This window comes from Vreelandella sp. EE27, assembly GCF_968206495.1.
In genome coordinates, this window is the sequence record NZ_OZ309109.1 from 3,860,709 (window position 1) to 3,877,856 (window position 17,148).

17 protein-coding genes are annotated in these 17,148 nt (G+C 61.4%); 14 read left to right on the plus strand and 3 right to left on the minus strand.

Annotated features, from left to right (window positions below; genetic code table 11):
• The first annotated feature begins 22 nt into the window (after positions 1-22).
• Complete coding sequence (locus ACWHVV_RS18045; RefSeq protein ID WP_447927450.1) at positions 23-907, plus strand: shikimate dehydrogenase family protein; 885 nt, start codon at positions 23-25, stop codon at positions 905-907.
• Positions 908-985: 78 nt separating this feature from the next.
• Complete coding sequence (locus ACWHVV_RS18050) at positions 986-1,936, plus strand: AEC family transporter (RefSeq protein ID WP_447927451.1); 951 nt, start codon at positions 986-988, stop codon at positions 1,934-1,936.
• Here ACWHVV_RS18050 and aroQ read toward each other — a convergent pair.
• Positions 1,933-2,382 (minus strand): type II 3-dehydroquinate dehydratase, encoded by a 450-nt coding sequence (gene aroQ, locus ACWHVV_RS18055; protein ID WP_447927452.1) that lies wholly within the window; start codon positions 2,380-2,382, stop codon positions 1,933-1,935. The two genes, ACWHVV_RS18050 and aroQ, sit on opposite strands and share 4 nt — an antisense overlap.
• 125 nt (positions 2,383-2,507) lie before the next feature.
• Between aroQ and ACWHVV_RS18060 the strand changes: the two genes are divergently transcribed.
• The 3 genes from ACWHVV_RS18060 to ACWHVV_RS18070 all read left to right on the plus strand — a co-directional run bounded on the left by ACWHVV_RS18060 (position 2,508) and on the right by ACWHVV_RS18070 (position 5,723).
• Positions 2,508-3,302: an IclR family transcriptional regulator domain-containing protein gene (locus ACWHVV_RS18060; RefSeq protein WP_447927453.1), complete on the plus strand. Its 795-nt coding sequence runs from the start codon at positions 2,508-2,510 to the stop codon at positions 3,300-3,302.
• Between the two features lie 59 nt (positions 3,303-3,361).
• Positions 3,362-4,216, plus strand: coding sequence for a DUF72 domain-containing protein (locus ACWHVV_RS18065; RefSeq protein ID WP_447929186.1), 855 nt, complete (start codon positions 3,362-3,364; stop codon positions 4,214-4,216).
• A 163-nt stretch (positions 4,217-4,379) separates the two neighbouring features.
• Complete coding sequence (locus ACWHVV_RS18070) at positions 4,380-5,723, plus strand: sodium-dependent transporter (protein ID WP_447927454.1); 1,344 nt, start codon at positions 4,380-4,382, stop codon at positions 5,721-5,723.
• A gap of 103 nt (positions 5,724-5,826) precedes the next feature.
• On the opposite strand, the gene ACWHVV_RS18075 is transcribed toward ACWHVV_RS18070, so the two are convergent.
• Complete coding sequence (locus tag ACWHVV_RS18075; RefSeq protein WP_447927455.1) at positions 5,827-6,045, minus strand: PA3496 family putative envelope integrity protein; 219 nt, start codon at positions 6,043-6,045, stop codon at positions 5,827-5,829.
• Positions 6,046-6,310: 265 nt separating this feature from the next.
• Here ACWHVV_RS18075 and hexR point away from each other — a divergent pair, with 265 nt between their 5' ends.
• From hexR to ACWHVV_RS18090, 3 genes are all read left to right on the plus strand, one after another.
• Positions 6,311-7,165 carry a transcriptional regulator HexR gene (gene hexR, locus ACWHVV_RS18080; protein ID WP_447530386.1) on the plus strand — a complete coding sequence of 285 codons (855 nt, stop codon included), beginning with the start codon at positions 6,311-6,313 and terminating at the stop codon, positions 7,163-7,165.
• Between the two features lie 74 nt (positions 7,166-7,239).
• Positions 7,240-9,441, plus strand: coding sequence for a DNA helicase II (gene uvrD, locus ACWHVV_RS18085; RefSeq protein ID WP_447927456.1), 2,202 nt, complete (start codon positions 7,240-7,242; stop codon positions 9,439-9,441).
• A gap of 101 nt (positions 9,442-9,542) precedes the next feature.
• On the plus strand, positions 9,543-10,631 hold the full coding sequence (locus tag ACWHVV_RS18090; RefSeq protein WP_447927457.1) for a TRAP transporter substrate-binding protein: 1,089 nt from the start codon (positions 9,543-9,545) through the stop codon (positions 10,629-10,631).
• A 57-nt stretch (positions 10,632-10,688) separates the two neighbouring features.
• On the opposite strand, the gene ACWHVV_RS18095 is transcribed toward ACWHVV_RS18090, so the two are convergent.
• Positions 10,689-11,105, minus strand: a complete 417-nt coding sequence (locus tag ACWHVV_RS18095; protein WP_447530389.1) for an acyl-CoA thioesterase — start codon at positions 11,103-11,105, stop codon at positions 10,689-10,691.
• Positions 11,106-11,226: 121 nt separating this feature from the next.
• Between ACWHVV_RS18095 and ACWHVV_RS18100 the strand changes: the two genes are divergently transcribed.
• The 6 genes from ACWHVV_RS18100 to cysZ all read left to right on the plus strand — a co-directional run bounded on the left by ACWHVV_RS18100 (position 11,227) and on the right by cysZ (position 17,127).
• The gene (locus ACWHVV_RS18100) at positions 11,227-12,174 is read left to right on the plus strand and encodes a PstS family phosphate ABC transporter substrate-binding protein (RefSeq protein ID WP_447927458.1); all 948 of its coding nucleotides are present in this window, start codon (positions 11,227-11,229) and stop codon (positions 12,172-12,174) included.
• A gap of 74 nt (positions 12,175-12,248) precedes the next feature.
• Positions 12,249-13,361: an ABC transporter permease subunit gene (locus tag ACWHVV_RS18105; protein ID WP_447927459.1), complete on the plus strand. Its 1,113-nt coding sequence runs from the start codon at positions 12,249-12,251 to the stop codon at positions 13,359-13,361.
• Positions 13,361-14,776 carry a phosphate ABC transporter permease PstA gene (pstA, locus tag ACWHVV_RS18110; protein WP_447927460.1) on the plus strand — a complete coding sequence of 472 codons (1,416 nt, stop codon included), beginning with the start codon at positions 13,361-13,363 and terminating at the stop codon, positions 14,774-14,776. The genes ACWHVV_RS18105 and pstA overlap by 1 nt, the downstream gene beginning before the upstream one ends.
• Positions 14,761-15,567 (plus strand): phosphate ABC transporter ATP-binding protein PstB, encoded by an 807-nt coding sequence (gene pstB / locus ACWHVV_RS18115; protein WP_447927461.1) that lies wholly within the window; start codon positions 14,761-14,763, stop codon positions 15,565-15,567. Before pstA ends, pstB begins: the two co-directional genes overlap by 16 nt.
• 29 nt (positions 15,568-15,596) lie before the next feature.
• On the plus strand, positions 15,597-16,322 hold the full coding sequence (gene phoU / locus ACWHVV_RS18120) for a phosphate signaling complex protein PhoU (RefSeq protein ID WP_447927462.1): 726 nt from the start codon (positions 15,597-15,599) through the stop codon (positions 16,320-16,322).
• A 67-nt stretch (positions 16,323-16,389) separates the two neighbouring features.
• Positions 16,390-17,127, plus strand: coding sequence for a sulfate transporter CysZ (cysZ, locus tag ACWHVV_RS18125; RefSeq protein ID WP_447927463.1), 738 nt, complete (start codon positions 16,390-16,392; stop codon positions 17,125-17,127).
• Positions 17,128-17,148 lie beyond the last annotated feature (21 nt).

The following is a 17,148-nucleotide window of genomic DNA, read 5'->3' on the forward strand; positions in this document are numbered from 1 at the left end:
ATAACGTGAAAGAGAATCAAGCATGATCAAACTCGGACTGGTAGGAGAAGGCATTGCCAAATCGCAGTCGCCCGACTTGCATGTTCGCTTGGGGGCCGCGCTGAGCGAAACGGTACGCTATGACCTGGTAGATAGCCGTGGCGTCGATGACTTCGACTTCCCCACGGCCATACAGACCTTGTGCGCCGAGGGCTACCGCGGTACCAACGTTACCTTTCCTTTCAAGGAAAGAGCCGCACAGCTAGCCGACATTCGCGGCGAAGGCGTCAAGCGGGTCGGTACCGCCAATACATTACTGTTCGACGCGCAAGGCCTGCGTGCGGAGAACACCGATTACACCGGCTTTATCAGCGCCTATCGCCACTCGTTCGGCAGCCGCCTCGCCGGCGATGTACTGCTGGTCGGTGCTGGCGGCGTGGGCCGCGCAGTAGCGTGCGCGCTGGGCGAGCTGGGTGCAACGTGCGTGCATATCCTGGAGCGCGATAGCGCACGCGGCGAAAGCCTGGCCCGCGACCTTGGGGCCATGGGGATCACCGCGGTGTGCGTGACTCCAGAACAGGCCGAGCAAGGGCTGCCTGGCTGGCAGGGCGTGGTGAACTGCTCCCCGATTGGCCATATCAATCATCCCGGCTGCCCCATCGCTACCGCTGGACTTGGCAAGCAACACTGGGTGTTCGATGCCGTCTACATCCCCGCGCATACCGAGCTTTTGACCGCTGCCGGCCAAGCGGGCGCCGATACGCTCTCGGGGGTAGAGCTGTTTGTATTTCAGGGCGTGGACGCCTTTCGGTTTTTTACCGCGGATCGCCTAAGCGCCGACAGGATCGACCCACACGTCATATCGTTGCGACAGCATTATATCGAGCGGCTCGTCACCACGCCGGCGCCCCTTGATTCATCCAACTGATTGACAAGACGCAGGTGCCAAGGCAGTTCTGGCGGTGGATAAAGCGGCCGTCCGCTTTCATAAGCTGAAAGGATCACCATGCTCGCCATCCTCGCAATTACAACGCCTATTTTTTTGTTGATCGGTACCGGCTATATCGCCAGAAGAAGCGGCCTCATTACGGCGGATCAAATGCAGGGTGTTGCGATTTTCGTGCTGTACCTTGCGCTACCCGCGCTTATGATACGTGCGCTCAATCAACAGCCGCTGGAAGAGATTCTTCAGATCAACTATCTGGTGGCTTACGGCGCAGGATCCGTGCTGGTGTTCGGCATCGGCCTCTTCATCAGCATGCAGCGCCGGCACGAGCCGCTGCAGATAGGCGCTATGCAAGCGCTGGGAATGTCGGCATCCAATAGCGGCTTTATTGGCTATCCGGTGGCGGCGATGGTCATCGGTTCGCCGGCTGCGGTGCTGCTGGCACTCAATATGATGATCGAGAATCTGTTGATCATCCCCGCCGCACTCATACTGGCAGAAATGGCCACACAAAAAAGCACGCGCCTAAGTACGACACTCAAGAAAACCGCCTTCAATCTGGCTAAAAATCCCGTGCTGGCGGGGTTAGCAATCGGTTTGAGCTTCGCCGTTTCGGGCTTACCCCTGCCGGATACACTGCTAACGCCCATCGACATGCTGGCCGAAGCGGCGGGGCCCGCGGCACTTTTCGTGATTGGCGGGGCGCTTTTCGGTTTAAGGCCGAAAGGACTGACCCGGTACGTGAGCCTGATCGTGATTGGCAAGCTGCTGCTTCATCCGCTTATCGTGCTCGCGGCCTTTCTGGTGGTACCCAACATCGAGCCAATCTATATCGTCGGCGCCGTTCTATTTGCCTCGGCGCCGATGATCAGCATCTATCCCCTGTTCGGGCAGCGCTACGGCGTTGGCGATATGAGTGCAGCCGCGATGTTAATGGCGACGATTGCGTCTTTTTTCACGCTGAGCCTGTTCATAGCATTACTGCTGAGCATACCGATGCTGGCGCTCTAGAGCGTGCTGGACGCTTTCATGATGGCCTCAAGCGCCGCCAGGTAGCCTTGTGTTCCAAGCCCGGCGATCACCCCGTCAGCGCGCAATGACACGTAGGAGTGGTGACGAAAGCTTTCGCGCTTGTGCACGTTGGAAATATGCACTTCGATGACCCTCCCTTCGAAGGCGTTGAGTGCATCGAGGATGGCAACGGAGGTGTGGGTATAGGCCGCCGGATTGATGATGATCGCCATGCTCCCGTCTTGCCGGGCAGTGTGGATCGCATCGATCAGCGCGCCTTCGTGATTACTTTGAAAGCAGTTGACCTCCCACCCTGACTGCAGCGCCGCTTCGCGCAGCCGGTTGTTCACGTCCTCCAGGGTTTCGTGGCCATAGATATCGGGCTGGCGGGTGCCCAAAAGATTGAGGTTCGGCCCGTGCAGTACCGTTACCTTTTTGTGACCCATAGTAGATGGCTTCCTTGATGGCGGGTTGAGGGTGCTGGAGCAGACTAACGAATAATTGTTCGCTATTCGAACACTATGTTACATTAGCTTTTTTATAACCGCGTGCCAACGGTGACCCCTTCGCTATGAAAGACTCTTTACCGGACGATGTGCTCACGCCCGATAGCCGTGACTTTGTCTCTGCCCTGGCCAGTGGCCTGGAGGTCATTCAGGCCTTCGACGATGCGCATCCACGTATGACCTTGAGCGAAGTGGCCGCGCGCACCGACATGAATCGCGCCAAGGCGCGGCGTTTTTTGCTCACGTTGCACGCGCTTGGCTACGTGCGAAAGCACCAGCGTTATTTCGAGCTGACGCCCAAAGTCCTGCAGCTGGGCTATTCGTTTCTTTCCGCGAACAATTATCGTAGCGTTATCCAGCAGTTCCTGGAAGACATTACCGCCCGGACCGGGGAGTCCTCCTCGCTTGGCCAGCTCGACGGTGACGAGGTCATTTACCTCGCGCGTTCAGCGGCGCCTCATCGCTTGATGGCCATTACGCTTTCCATCGGCACTCGCCTGCCGGCGGCGCATACGTCGATGGGCCACGTTCTACTTGCCCAGCTCCCTGAGCAGGCGCTCGAGGAGTATCTGGAGCGCATCGCCCTAAAGCGCTACACCGACAAGACCCTGGTCGATAAAACGGCGCTCAAAAAGCGGCTTCACGCCGTTCGCGAGCAGGGCTACGCGGTTGCCGACCAGGAGCTGGACTCCGGTCTACGCTCGCTTGCCGTACCGGCCTTTGACGCCTCGGGTAGGCTGCTGGGGGCGATCAATATCAGCACGAATGCGGCGCGTGTCGATATGGACACGCTGCTCAAGGAGTATCTGCCGCTATTACAGCAAAAGGCCGCGCAGATACGCACCGCCATTACGCGTTAACCTTCGTTTAAATCTCGCTTGAAAGCTGCGCTTCACTAAAAGGGTGTCCGCTGATGAGTATGCCTCCTCCCCTTTACCTTGGCCTGCCCATGTGGGCCAACCAGGAGTGGCAAGGTAGCCTTTACCCGCGCCACGCGAAAACGGAGCTTTTAAGCGACTACGCCACCGTATTTTCGAGTGTCGAGGGCAATACCACCTTTTACAGCGGGGCGCCGAAGAGCGACACCATTGCGGCTTGGGCGCGTCAGGCGCCGGCGCACTTTCGCTTCTGCTTCAAACTGCCCGCGCGAGTAACGCACGACCAGCGGCTGGGCTCGCTCGGCGACGCCTGGGCGTTTCTCGACGCCTTGACGCCGCTGCACGACCGGCTAGGGCCCACCATGGTGCAACTGCCCCGGGATTTCGGCGCTCAGGAGCTACCCAGATTGGAGGCGCTGCTCGCCCAGTGGCCGGCGCATTTACCCTGCGCCGTCGAGGTACGCCACCCCGAGTTTTTCCAGAAAGGCGCCGCGGAAAAAGCGCTTAACCAATTGTTGATAACTTATTCGGCTAACCGCGTAATGCTGGATGTGCGCCCGGTGTTTTCAACGCCGGACCAACGCCATCCGGGGCTTGACAAAGCGCGTCAGGAAAAGCCGAAACTCCCGCTACACGTGCTTTCAACGGCGAATCAGCCGGTCATTCGTTTCATCGGGCACATTGACAAGGCGATCAACAAGGACTATTTCACGCCGTGGATAGCGCGTATCAACCTGTGGATAAATCAGGGGAAAACCCCTTTCTTGTTTGTGCATACAGCGGATAACCGCGAGTCGCCCCAGATGGCACAAATGCTTTATAACGCCTTGTGCGAACAGGTTTCGCTTCCTGCACTGGCTACCTTCCCCGGCGACACCCAAACACCGCTCTTCTAGCCGAGCCTTCAGCGTGAGGAATTGCCCACCGGGCACCGGCGGACGCTGGCATGGTGGGCGCTGTTCATATAAATTGCGCATACTTTCGATAGCCACTTAATGTTATCGAGTGGGGGCGTTAGCTTAAAAAAGCTTATTACAAACTGAAAACCTTGGGTGATGTATGGCAAAACTGGCACATGCACAATGGTCATCGCGTATGGGCTTTGTGCTGGCGGCCGCTGGTTCAGCGGTTGGCTTGGGGAATATTTGGCGCTTTTCATACCTGACCGGTGAAAGCGGCGGTGCGGCCTTCGTTCTGGTTTACCTGGCGTGCGTGGCGCTGGTGGGCCTACCGATTCTGGTGGCGGAGTGGATGATCGGCCGGCGTGGTCAGAAAAACCCGATCAACACCATGGCGGATCTCGCCAAACGCCATGGCCGCACGCGTCGGTGGGCGCTGGTGGGTATCAGCGGCGTGCTGGCGTCGTTTTTGATCCTGTCGTTTTATAGCGTGATCGGCGGCTGGTCGCTCAACTACACCATCAATGCGGTGGCCGGCTCGTTCAGCGGCCAGGACGCCGAGGCCAGCGAAGCAGCCTTCGGCGCGCTGCTGGGCGATCCGGGTTCGCTTTTGATCTGGCACACGCTCTTTATGGTGCTGGTCGTGGGCATCGTGGCCCGCGGCGTTACCAAAGGGCTGGAAGCCGCCGCGCGCATCCTGATGCCGGCACTGGTCGTCCTTCTACTGGTGCTGGTTGGTTACGGCGCGGTGAGCGGCTCCTTCGGTGAGGCGTTCGCCTTCATGTTCACCCCGGATTGGAGCGCGCTCAACGGCGGCGTCATGCTGGCCGCCATGGGCCAAGCCTTTTTCACGCTGTCGCTGGGTATGGGCATCATGATGGCCTATGGCTCGTATCTGGGTGAGGACGTCAACCTGCTGAGTACTGCGCGGACGGTCATCGTCCTCGACACCGCCATCGCGCTGTTGGCGGGCCTTGCGATCTTCCCGATCGTCTTCGCCACGAACCTCGATGCCTCCAGCGGCCCTGGCCTCATCTTCGTTACGCTGCCCATCGCGTTCGGCAACATGGTCGGCGGAAGCCTCTTGGGACTCGGCTTCTTTTTGCTGTTGACCTTCGCAGCACTCACCTCGGCGATTTCGCTGCTGGAACCGGTGGTGGAAACCCTGGAGGAGCGCACGCATCTTGGTCGCCTGGGCGCCACGCTGGTCAGTGCCGTGGCCGTTTGGCTGGTCGGTGTGGCGGCGCTGTTGTCGTTCAACGTGTGGGAGGACGTGCTGCTGTTCGGGCTGAACATCTTCGACTTCCTGGACACCTTCACCGGCAAGATTCTGCTGCCGCTGACCGGCCTGGGCGCGATCGTGTTCTACTCGCTCTGCCTGGACAAGGAAGAGTCGCGCAAGGAGCTTGGCATGGACGTGTACGACTACAGCCTTTGGAATCTGCTGACCAAATACGTGGCACCGATTGGCGTGGTTGTGGTGTTCGTGGCGGGCTTCATCTAAGCCGCTTGGCAAAACGGATGTCGGCCACTTATCAGGCCCTGCCATTGGCAGGGCCTTTTGGTATCTGCGCAAGGCTGGACCCGGCGCTTTAACCCGTTACGCGCTAGTGAAGCGCGCGGTGCGCCAGCTCCTCGTCGTCCGGCAGCGGGGCGATGTCTCGGGAAAGTTTTTGTGACTCCCGGTGCAGCTCGATGCCGCGGCGCGCCTTCAGATTGCGCTGGGCGGCGCTTCTCCGGCGCTGCGTGTGTTCGGCGACTTCCATTCCCATGAATAGTTCGAGCAGTTCGCTTTTAAGCGACGTCAAGCGTTCGACGTTTTTCATAATCGATGCTCCCTCAGGTGAATCGGCGTTCGTCCACCTGCATCCGTGACCACTATTTATGATGCAGTGCGGCACGTCACTTATTACTATAACCTACTTGACAAAATGATGACGGTCCGGAAAGAAAAGCTTTAACGGCTTTTAAACGCGCAAGCGCCACGCAGGAATGGCGAACGGCTTGACGGCGCATAACGCGCTTGGGTCAGGCATACTGTCGAAAACGCTATGGGATCGTAGCGTGTACCGAATAATCAAGGAGCTCACCGTGAGTCGCGCCCTGTTCGATGAAATGAGACGCCGCATGGAGCACTTTCGCCGCTCCGAACAAAAAGTCGCGCGCTTCGTCCTGCGTAACCCCGACGAAGTGATCCACATGCGCATCGTGGACCTGGCAACGGAAGCCGGCGTCAGCGAACCCACGGTGGTGCGCTTTTGCCGGGCGCTGGGCTGTAACGGCTTTCAGGATTTCAAGCTGCAGCTGGCGCAGATGCTTGCCTCGGGCAGCCAGTTCGCCCAGTTCTCGATGAACGATAGCGACTCGGTGGCGGAGTTCTCTCACAGTATTTTCGACTCCACCGTGGGTACGCTTTTATCGGTGCGCGACCGGCTGGATAACGACGCCCTCGGCCGCGCGGTCAACGCCTTGGCCATGGCCAACCGGGTCGAATTTTACGGCTTTGGCGCCTCCGGGGCGGTGGCCTTCGACGCTCAGCACAAGTTCTTCCGCCTGCAGATTTCCACGTCCGCCTACGCCGACCCGCATATGCAGAACATGTCCGCGGTCACGCTCCAGGAAGGCGACGTGGTGGTGGCGATCTCGCAAACCGGGCGCACCAAGGCGCTGGTGGCAAGCGTTCGCCTGGCCCGGGAAGCCGGCGCCACGGTGATCGGGCTTTGCCCGAGCGAGTCGCCTTTGGCCGACGAGGTGAGCCTGCCGCTCTACATCGATGTCCACGAAGATACCGAGATCTACACGCCGCTTAGCTCGCGCATTGCGCATCTGGTGCTGATCGACGTGCTGGCGGTGGGCGTTGCCAAAACCCGCGGGCCGAAGCTTGCCGAGCAGTTAAAAGCGGTGAAGAAGAGCTTGAACACGCTGCGCTACCCGGACGAAAGCTAGCACGCACTGTATGGTCGTCCAGTGGCCGGGCTGTGTTAAACTGTCGGCCCATTTGCAAACCGGCAGCGGCTACCATGGACGACGTGACGGCGATTCTCGATCAGCTCAACCCCGCGCAGCGCGAGGCGGTCAGCGCCCCCCAGGGCAATCTACTGGTGCTCGCCGGGGCGGGCTCGGGTAAAACCCGGGTACTGGTGCATCGCATCGCCTGGATGATGCAGGCCGAGGGCCTTTCGCCCTACGCGCTGCTCGCCGTTACTTTTACCAACAAGGCCGCCCGGGAGATGCGCACGCGCCTGGAAGCGCTTTTGGGCATCTCCATGCGCCACGTCTGGGTGGGCACCTTTCACTCCATCGCCCACCGGCTTTTGCGCACCCATTGGCAGGACGCGAAACTCCCCCAGAACTTTCAAATCATCGACTCCGACGACCAGCTACGCCTGGTCAAGCGCTTGCTAAAGGACTACAACGTCGACGACGAGCGCTACCCACCGCGCCAGGTGCAGAGCTTCATCTCCGGCTGCAAGGAAGAGGGGTTGCGAGCGCACCAGGTCAATGTGGACGGCGACGGTTATCTGAGCCAGATGGTCGAACTCTACGAGCGTTACCAGTTCACCTGCGAGCGCGGCGGGCTGGTCGATTTCGGCGAGCTCTTGCTTAGAAGCCTGGAGCTTTTGCGCGACAACCCGGCGCTTTTGAACCACTACCGCGAGCGCTTCGGCCACGTGCTGGTGGACGAGTTCCAGGACACCAACACCCTGCAGTACGCTTGGCTGAAGCTTCTGACCGGCATGCAGACGCCGATGACCGCGGTCGGCGACGACGACCAGTCGATCTACGGCTGGCGCGGGGCGAAAATCGAGAACATCCGCCGCTTCGAAGACGAATTCCCCCAGACCCATACCGTGCGCCTGGAGCAGAACTACCGCTCCACCAGCGCCATTCTCGACGCCGCCAACGCCTTGATCAGCCACAACAGCGAGCGCATGGGCAAGAATCTTTGGACCGACGGCGTCGAAGGCGAGCCGATCTCGGTCTACGCCGGCTTCAACGACCTGGAGGAGGCGCGCTACATCGTCGACACCATCAAGGAGCGCGTCGACGAAGGCGTGAACCGGCGCGACGTGGCGATTCTTTACCGCTCCAACGCCCAGTCGCGGCTGATCGAGGAGACGCTGATCCGCCAGGGGATGCCGTATCGCATCTATGGCGGCCACCGCTTCTACGAGCGCCTGGAGATCAAGAACGCCCTGGCCTACCTGCGTCTTTTGCTCAACCGTGACGACGACGCCTCACTGGAGCGGGTGATCAACGTGCCCACCCGGGGTATCGGCACACGTACCGTGGAAATCCTGCGCCACCGGGCGCGTTTGGAGAGCGTCTCCCTCTGGCAGGCGCTGCACGACGCCGTCGGTGATGGCACGTTGAAAGGCCGCGCGGGTAACGCCGTACAGACATTCGCCAACCTGATCGAGCAGCTCGACAACGACGCCGCAGGGCTCTCGCTTTACGAGATCATCGATCACGTCATCGAGCACACCGGGCTGATCGAGCATCACAAGAGCGAGCGAGGCGAGAAGGGCCAGGCGCGAGTGGAGAACCTGGGCGAGCTGGTGACCGCGGCGCGGGCCTTCACCCAGGGCGACGCCTTCGAGACGCCGGAAGCCGGCGAAGGCATGACCGCACTGGAAGCGTTTCTGTCCGAGGCCGCGCTCAACGCCGGCGACCACGAGGCCGAGGAGTTCGAGGACAGCGTGCAGCTAATGACGCTGCACTCCGCCAAGGGTCTGGAGTTTCCGGTGGTGTTCATCGCCGGCGTCGAAGAGGGCCTCTTCCCGCACAAGATGTCCGTCGAGGAGCCGGGGCGCCTGGAAGAGGAGCGAAGGCTTTGTTACGTGGGCGTGACCCGCGCCATGCAGAAGCTTTACCTGACCCACGCCGAAACGCGGCGGCTGCACGGCAAGGAGGTCTTCCCCCGGCCGTCGCGGTTTCTGCGCGAGTTGCCGCCGCATCTGCTCGAAGAGGTACGCCTGCGCGGCCACGTCGCCCGCCCGGTCACCGCCTCGGCGCGGCCCAACTACGCGCAGACCTCCATCGAGAGCGACGGGGAGCTTCCGGAACTTCACGTGGGCCAGCGCGTGAGTCATCCGGTGTTCGGCGAAGGCATGATCCTCAACGCCGAAGGCCAGGGGGCGCGGGCCCGGGTGCACGTTAGTTTCGAAGGCGAAGGCGACAAGTGGCTGGTGCTCGGTTTTGCCAAGCTCACCCCGCTTTAGGCTCACTTGCCCAACAAAACCCCTTTGGCGCATACTCACAAGCGACGCTTGCGCCTTTGTGCAACTATAAAAAAACAGACCTTGTTGGAGTATCCCCTCTCATGCAACGCCGCCAATTCATTAAAACCGCCGGCTTCGGCGCCGCTGGTGTCGCCGCCGCCCCCTTCGTGAGCAGCGCCCAGGCCCAAGAAACCTACACCTGGGATATGGTCACCTCCTGGCCGAAAAACTTCCCGGCGCTGGGCACCGGCGCCAACGACTTCGCCCGCCGAGTAGAAGAGCTCTCCAATGGCCGCATGCGTATTCGCGTACACGGCGCCGGCGAGCTGGTCCCGGCTCTCGAAGTATTCGATGCAGTGTCCGCGGGTACCGCCGAGATTGGCCACTCCACGCCCTACTACTGGCGCGGTAAGGTGGCGGCGGCGCAGTTCTTTACGGCGGTGCCGTTTGGCATGACCACCACCGAAATGAACGCCTGGATCTACCACGGCGGCGGCCAGGAGCTTTGGGACGAGGTATACGCCAACCACAACCTCAAGCCGTTCGCCGTGGGCAACACCGGCCCGCAGATGGCCGGCTGGTTCAAAAAAGAGATCAACTCGCTGGACGACATGCAGGGCCTTCGTCTGCGCCTGCCCGGTCTTGCCGGTGAGGCGATGAACGGCATCGGCGTGAGCACCGTGAACATGCCAGGCTCCGAGATCTTTACCTCGATGCAGACCGGCGTGCTCGACGCCGCGGACTGGGTCGGCCCGTACAACGATATGGCCTTCGGTCTCCACCAGGTCGCCGACTACTACTACACCTCGGTGTGGAACGAGCCCTGTGCGCTGGTCGAAAGTTTCATCAACCTGGACGCCTGGAACGAACTGCCGGAAGATCTGCAGGCGGTGATTCGCGAAGCCGCCCGGGCCTCGAACCTGGCCATGTTCACCGAGTTCGCCTTCCATAACGCCCAAGCGCTTGAAACCCTGGTCGACGAGCACGGCGTTCAACTGCGCACCTTCCCGGACGACGTCATGCAGGCGCTGTTCGAATCATCGAAAGAAGTGATTCAGCGCCAGACCGAAAACGACGAAGAGTCGCGCCGCGTCTACGAATCCTACTCGGCGTTCCAGCAGTTGATGCGCCCGTTCAGCGATATCGGCGAGTACGCCTACTTCAAAGGCCGCGAGAGCATCGGCGCCTAGGTTCAGGCGTCAAAGCATCGCAAAAGGGCGCCCAGGGCGCCCTTTTTGATGGTCGCGCTAGTCGCTATGCACGGCGCGAATACGCCCGTTATCGTCCAGGGCCACGACCACGAAGCGGGCCTCGGTCACCTTCTGGCGCTCTTCGAGGGTGCGCCCCTGGGGCGGGCGCACCCACACCTCGACATCGATTTTGATCGAGCTATGGCCGATTTCCTGTACCTGGGTGTATACGCTGACCATCGAGCCCACCCGTACCGGGCTTAGAAAGTCCATCGACTCGATCGCAACCGTCGCGGTGCGCCCGCCCGCTTCACGGCCGGCCGCCAACTCCGCGGCCTGGTCCATCTGGTTGACCAGCCAGCCGCCGGCAATATCGCCATAAAGATTGGTATCCTGACGCGAAGCCAGTAGCTTTAGCGTCAACTGCCCAAGCGGAGCAGGCGCATCGTCGAGGTCATGTTCAAGCGGTGTCATAGTCGGGTCGCTTCAAAGGCTTATTTTTGTAAAAGACGGCTGTAACGTATTTTTGTAACAGGATGCGGACATGATGGCACGGTTAGCATCCGGCGTCAGCTAATCACAAGAGGTGGATCGTTTGAACAGTCGCGGGTTACGCCCAGCCAATAAATACGTAAGCCTTGCACTTTGGCTGCTGCTTTGGCTCAGCGCGCCGGTCTTTGCGAGCGCGCCGATTAGCGGCACCCTGGGGGCGACCGGCTCCGACACCATGGCGAGTTTGGTGCTGCGCTGGGGCGAGGCGCTCACCGCGCGCCATCCGGATATCAACGTGCAGTTTCAGGCGGGCGGCTCGGCGATTGCACCGTCGGCGCTCACCGCGGGGACGACGCGCCTCGCCCCTATGTCGCGGCCCATGAGCGAAGGCGAGCGTGCCCGCTTCAAAGCGCGCTACGGCTATCCGCCACGCGAACTGCGCGTCGCCCGGGATGCATTGGTCGTGGTGGTGCACCGACACAACCCCTTGAACGCGCTGTCCCCCGAGGCGCTGGACGCCATCTTTTCCACCACTCGCGCCTGCGGGGCCAGCACGCCGATTCGTCGCTGGGCCGACATCACGCCACCGCCACAGTGGCCTTATGGGCGCATCGCGCTCAGCGGGCGCAACCTGGCCTCGGGCACCTTCGATCTTTTCCGCCAGCGGGCGCTGTGCGGCGGGCAGTTTCGGGCCGACATCAGCGAATACCCGGGCTCTTCGGCGGTCGTGGCCGCGGTGGGCCACGCGCCGGACGCCATGGGCTACAGCGGCTATCATCACCTGACACCCATGGTGCACCCGCTGGGCATCATCAATGGCCAGGGCAAAGCGATCTTCCCCACCGAGGCGACGATCCAAAGCGGCGAGTATCCGCTTTCAAGAGATTTGTACCTGTACGTGAACGCCGCTCCCGATACGCCGCTGCCCCCGGTCGAGCAGGCCTTCATCGAACTGATCATGTCCGTCGAGGGCCAGCAAATCGTGCGGGACGCAGGCTTTGTACCGCTAACTGACGAGCAGCGCGAAACGTCGTCGCTGTCACACGACTGACATAAAAATGACTTACGTTAAGGAGAGCTGATGCTTTACTCCGGTTACCCTACGCGCTCTCTTAAGATGTTCCTATGACGCGACCTCCCTTGCCTGCGCCTTTGTCCTGGCGAACACTCAAGGACCGCTTAGCCATCGCCATGATCACCGCCGCCGGCGTTGGCGTGCTGCTGGCGATTCTGGCTATCGGCGTGTTTTTGGTATGGGAAACGCTGCCGCTGTTGACCCGGTTCGACGATTTCTCGCTGGCGCGGCTGTCGCCTCTGGCCTGGGGCACGCTCAAGGCCGCCCTGGCTGCGTTGCTGTTGGCGGTGCCGTTGGCGCTGGGCGCGGCGGTTTTTTCGGCCCTTTTCATGACCGAGCGGCTTCGTGCGCGGATCAAGCCAACCCTGGAACTGATGGAAGCGGTGCCCGGCGTGGTCATCGGCTTCGTGGCGGGGCTCGTGCTGGCGCCCTGGGTGGAGCACCACCTTGCCAGCGCGCTGACACTTCTGGTGTGGCTGCCCCTGAGCGCGGCGCTGGCAGGCGTTTTATGGCATAGGGCGCCGAAAGCGCTGCGCCGAAGGCTCTCGCTCGACCGGGCCGGGCTCTGGCTGCTGCCCTGGGTCGCCGTCATGGCGGCACTCGCTCTCTGGCTTGCGCCCATGATCGAGCAGCAGTGGCTGGGCGGCGACCTGGCCCGGCTGCTGGATCAGCGCTTCGGTATCGATTACACCACCCGCAATACGCTGATCGTCGGCCTTGCCATGGGGTTTGCCATCATTCCAAGCGTTTATTCGCTGGCCGAAGACGCGCTCTACGGGACGCCCCAAACGCTGATGGAAGGCGCCCAGGCCCTCGGCGCCAGCCGCTGGCAGGCGCTTTGGAGGGTCGCCCTGCCCATGGCGGGGCCGGGTATCTTTTCGGCGGTGATGATCGGCGCCGGCCGCGCCGTGGGCGAAACCATGATCGTCCTCATGGCGAGCAGTAACGCCGCGCTCATGAGCCTGAGCCCCTTCGAGGGGCTGCGCTCGTTTTCGGCGGCGATCGCCATCGAGCTGCCCGAGGCGCCGCCGGACGGGCTGACCTATCACCTGCTGATTTTGGCCGCACTCGTGCTGTTCATGTTCACCTTTTTGGTCAACACCCTGGCGGAAGTCGTTCGCCAGCGCCTGCGCCGCCGCTACCAGCGGCTGGGGGGGTACTGATGGTACGCGGTGGCAAGCGCCGCTTTTGGCCCGGCGACACCCTGTGGGCCTGGCTCTGCGCCGGCTGCGTGGCGCTGTCGCTTTTGATGCTGGCGACGCTGCTCACGCTGCTCACCGTCAAAGGGCTGGGGCATTTCTGGCCGGCCACGCTCGAAGAGCTGACGCTGCGCTCCGGCGAGCAGGTGATCGGCCAGCCGATACGCGAGGCCCCCATTCCCCAGAGCGAGGGCGACGAGCGGCTTTACTTTACCGGCAACCGCGAACGAACCGGCGCCGACTGGCGCTGGATCGCGCTGGACGAGATCACAAGCCGGACCACCCCCGATGACGTGGTACGGCTCGAGCGAAGCCCCAGAGGGGATATCATCGGTCGGCTGAGCGCTTTGGAGCTCGAAGGCGAGCGGCTAACCGGCACCGCCGCCCGAACGCGCGTTGCCGGGCTGGTCGCTACATCCCGGGAGCACCGCCCGGAGGGCCAACTAATACTGCTCACCAGCCAAGGGCAGCGCCTGGTGCAGCCGCTTTCAAGCATCAGCGCCTTCCAGACGCCCAATGCGCTCTCGTTGCTGGAAAAAACCGCCGTTTGGGGTCGAGGCGTGTGGCGGTTTTTGAGCGAAGGCCCGCGGGCGGCCAATACCGGCGGCGGGGTCTGGCCGGCCATTTTCGGCACGCTTTTAATGGTGATTTTGATGTCGGTGATCGTGACGCCCTTTGGCGTACTGGCGGCGATCTATCTCAACGAGATCGCCCACCAGAATCGCCTGACTCGGCTGGTGCGTATCGGCGTGCGCAACCTGGCCGGTGTCCCTTCGATCGTTTACGGCGTGTTCGGGCTAGGCGTTTTCGTTTACGGCGTAGGGGGCTCGATCGATGAGTGGTTTTTCGATGACGCCCTGCCCTCGCCCACGTTCGGTACCGGCGGGCTTTTGTGGGCCTCATTGACGCTTGCCCTGCTGACGCTACCGGTGGTGATCGTGGCCACCGAAGAGGGCCTGGCGCGCGTGCCCATCGCCCAGCGCGAAGGCGCCGTGGCGCTGGGCGCGACCCGCCTGGAGATGCTGACCCGGGTCGTGCTGCCCATGGCGACACCGGCAATGCTGACCGGCGTGATTCTGGCCGTGGCCCGGGCCGCGGGAGCAGTAGCACCGCTGATGCTGGTCGGCGTCGCCAAGCTGGCCCCGCAGATGCCGCTGGACGGGGAGTTTCCCTACCTGCATCTCGAGCGCAAATTCATGCATCTTGGCTATCATCTATTTGATACCGCTTTTCATGGCGATGATGTCGAGGCCGCCATTCCGCTGGTTTACGCCACGGCGCTTTTATTGGTGCTGATCGTGCTGGTGCTTAACCTAACTGCCATATTTCTACGTCATTATTTACGGCGTCAACGAGGAGAGTCATGGCCGCGCCCTTGAAAGCCGCACCGCCGCCGGTAGTGACGTTCGACGCCGAACAGCGCTGTTTGAACGTTCAGGACTTCAGCCTGACCTACGGCGGCAAACCCGCGCTCAAGGCGCTAACGCTGCAAGTGCCGCGCCACCGGGTCACCGCGTTTATCGGCCCCTCCGGGTGCGGTAAGTCCTCGCTTTTGCGCGCGTTCAACCGGCTGCACGACCTTAACGAAAGCGCCGTTCACCACGGCCGTATCGAGCTTGAAGAGCGCGATATTTTCGAGGCGGACATCAATGTGAGCGAGCTTCGCCGTCGAGTGGGCATGGTGTTTCAAACCCCCAACCCTTTCCCGATGTCGATCTACGAAAACGTAGCCTTTGGCCTGCGCCTGGAGCGGCGCCTGCCCAAGCGCAAGCGCGACGACATCATCGAGTGGGCGCTTAGATCCGCCGCGCTTTGGGACGAGGTGAAGGATCGCCTGCACCGCTCGGCGTGGCTTTTATCCGGCGGCCAACAGCAGCGGCTGGTGATCGCGCGCACCCTGGCGGTCAGGCCCGACGTACTGCTGCTCGACGAGCCGGCCTCGGCGCTGGATCCGATCTCCACGCTCAAAATCGAGGAGTTGATTCGCAATCTTAAAAACGAGCTGACCCTGGTGCTGGTGACGCACAACATGCAGCAGGCCGCGCGAGTATCCGATTACACCGCCTTTTTGAATGACGGCGAGCTCGTCGAATACGGCCCGACCGACCAGGTCTTTACCAACCCGAAACAGCAGCGGACCGAAAACTACATCACCGGCCGGGTCACATAGCCCGGCGCCGATCCCCGCAGGAGTGCTCGATGGATATTACAAGCGATACCCATAGCCAGCATATTTCGCGCCAGTTCAATCAGGAACTGGAAGAGCTGAAAACCCGTCTGATGGCGATGGGTGGGCTGGTAGAAAAGCAGGTACAAAACGCCGTACACGCGCTGATGGAAAACGACAGCCACTTGGCCGAAGAAGTGCGCGACAACGACCGCCAGGTCAACGACATGCAGCTGAAGATCGACGAGGAGTGCACCCGCGTACTCGCCCGGCGCCAGCCCGCCGCCTCGGATTTGCGCCTGGTCCTGGCGGTGATTCGCGCTACGTCGGATTTGGAGCGCATCGGCGACGAAGCCAGCAAGATCGCGCGTAACGCCCTGATGCTATCCGACAACAGCAGCGGTATTCGTGGCCTCGTCGAAGTGCGCCATATCAGCGAGCACGTTCGCAAGATGTTGCGCGACGCGCTCACCGCCTTTGCCCGCTTCGATACCGAACTTGCCATGCAGGTCGTGCGCGAAGACGAATCCGTGGACGATGAATACGGCAGCGCCATGCGCTCGCTGATGACCTTCATGATGGAGGATTCGCGCTCGATCAGCTCGGTGCTGAGCATCATGTGGGTGCTGCGAGCGCTCGAACGCGTGGGCGATCACGCCAACAACCTGGCCGAGTACGTGGTCTACCTGGTGAAGGGGCTCGATATTCGCCACACCGCGCCGGACAGCCTCGATGAGCAGATGCTAAAAAAGCCTTGACCTTTTAAAGCGTTGAGCCTGCAATACGCCCAGGCATTCCACCCGGGCGTATTTATAAGGATCCTCGATGCTAACTGCGGTCTCCGCCCTGAGCCAGGGCATCCGCCTGGTCTATCGAAAAGGACTACGGCGCTATATATTTCTTCCCATCCTGATCAATCTGATCGTCTACATCAGTCTTGCAAGCTTTACCGCTCGGCGCTTTTCCGGCTGGCTGGACCATGCCATGGCGAGCATACCGGCCTGGCTTGACTGGCTCTCCTGGCTGATCTGGCCGCTGTTCGTCTTGAGCCTGCTGGTGGCGATATTTTTTACCTTCACGCTGGTGACGCATCTAATCGCCGCTCCTTTTTACGGCTTTTTGGCCGCCCACATAGAGCGCAGCGCCACCGGTGTCGAGCCGCTGGACGACCGGGGCCTGGCGAAAACGGCCTTGGACGCGGTGGGCCGCGAGCTGGTCAAGCTGCGCTATATTCTGCCCCGCGCCGCCCTTCTATTCGTTTTAAGTTGGATACCCGGGCTCAATTTAGTGGCCCCACTACTCTGGGCGCTTTTTTCCGCCTGGGTAATGGCCATCACCTACCTGGACTACCCCATGGATAACAACAAGGTGAGTTTTAAAGACATGCGCCAACGCCTGGCCGCGCGCTGGTGGCCGAGCATGAGCTACGGGGGGCTTGTCACGCTGATTACCTGGATACCGCTTGCCAACCTTTTCTTGCTACCCGGGGCCGTGGCCGGAGCGGTGCTGATGTGGGACGCCCATTACCGGGATATCAAGCAGTTGACTCATGATCGAGTCTGAGCTGGCAGGCTTTTCAAAGGT

Excerpts from the sequence above, each read along its gene's own strand:
- ACWHVV_RS18045 (WP_447927450.1), top strand. The coding sequence starts at position 23 with ATGATCAAACTCGGACTGGTAGGAGAAGGCATTGCCAAATCGCAGTCG.
- ACWHVV_RS18050 (WP_447927451.1), top strand. The coding sequence starts at position 986 with ATGCTCGCCATCCTCGCAATTACAACGCCTATTTTTTTGTTGATCGGT.
- aroQ (WP_447927452.1), bottom strand. The coding sequence starts at position 2,382 with ATGGGTCACAAAAAGGTAACGGTACTGCACGGGCCGAACCTCAATCTT.
- ACWHVV_RS18060 (WP_447927453.1), top strand. The coding sequence starts at position 2,508 with ATGAAAGACTCTTTACCGGACGATGTGCTCACGCCCGATAGCCGTGAC.
- ACWHVV_RS18065 (WP_447929186.1), top strand. The coding sequence starts at position 3,362 with ATGCCTCCTCCCCTTTACCTTGGCCTGCCCATGTGGGCCAACCAGGAG.
- ACWHVV_RS18070 (WP_447927454.1), top strand. The coding sequence starts at position 4,380 with ATGGCAAAACTGGCACATGCACAATGGTCATCGCGTATGGGCTTTGTG.
- ACWHVV_RS18075 (WP_447927455.1), bottom strand. The coding sequence starts at position 6,045 with ATGAAAAACGTCGAACGCTTGACGTCGCTTAAAAGCGAACTGCTCGAA.
- uvrD (WP_447927456.1), top strand. The coding sequence starts at position 7,240 with ATGGACGACGTGACGGCGATTCTCGATCAGCTCAACCCCGCGCAGCGC.
- ACWHVV_RS18090 (WP_447927457.1), top strand. The coding sequence starts at position 9,543 with ATGCAACGCCGCCAATTCATTAAAACCGCCGGCTTCGGCGCCGCTGGT.
- ACWHVV_RS18095 (WP_447530389.1), bottom strand. The coding sequence starts at position 11,105 with ATGACACCGCTTGAACATGACCTCGACGATGCGCCTGCTCCGCTTGGG.
- ACWHVV_RS18105 (WP_447927459.1), top strand. The coding sequence starts at position 12,249 with ATGACGCGACCTCCCTTGCCTGCGCCTTTGTCCTGGCGAACACTCAAG.
- pstA (WP_447927460.1), top strand. The coding sequence starts at position 13,361 with ATGGTACGCGGTGGCAAGCGCCGCTTTTGGCCCGGCGACACCCTGTGG.
- pstB (WP_447927461.1), top strand. The coding sequence starts at position 14,761 with ATGGCCGCGCCCTTGAAAGCCGCACCGCCGCCGGTAGTGACGTTCGAC.
- phoU (WP_447927462.1), top strand. The coding sequence starts at position 15,597 with ATGGATATTACAAGCGATACCCATAGCCAGCATATTTCGCGCCAGTTC.
- cysZ (WP_447927463.1), top strand. The coding sequence starts at position 16,390 with ATGCTAACTGCGGTCTCCGCCCTGAGCCAGGGCATCCGCCTGGTCTAT.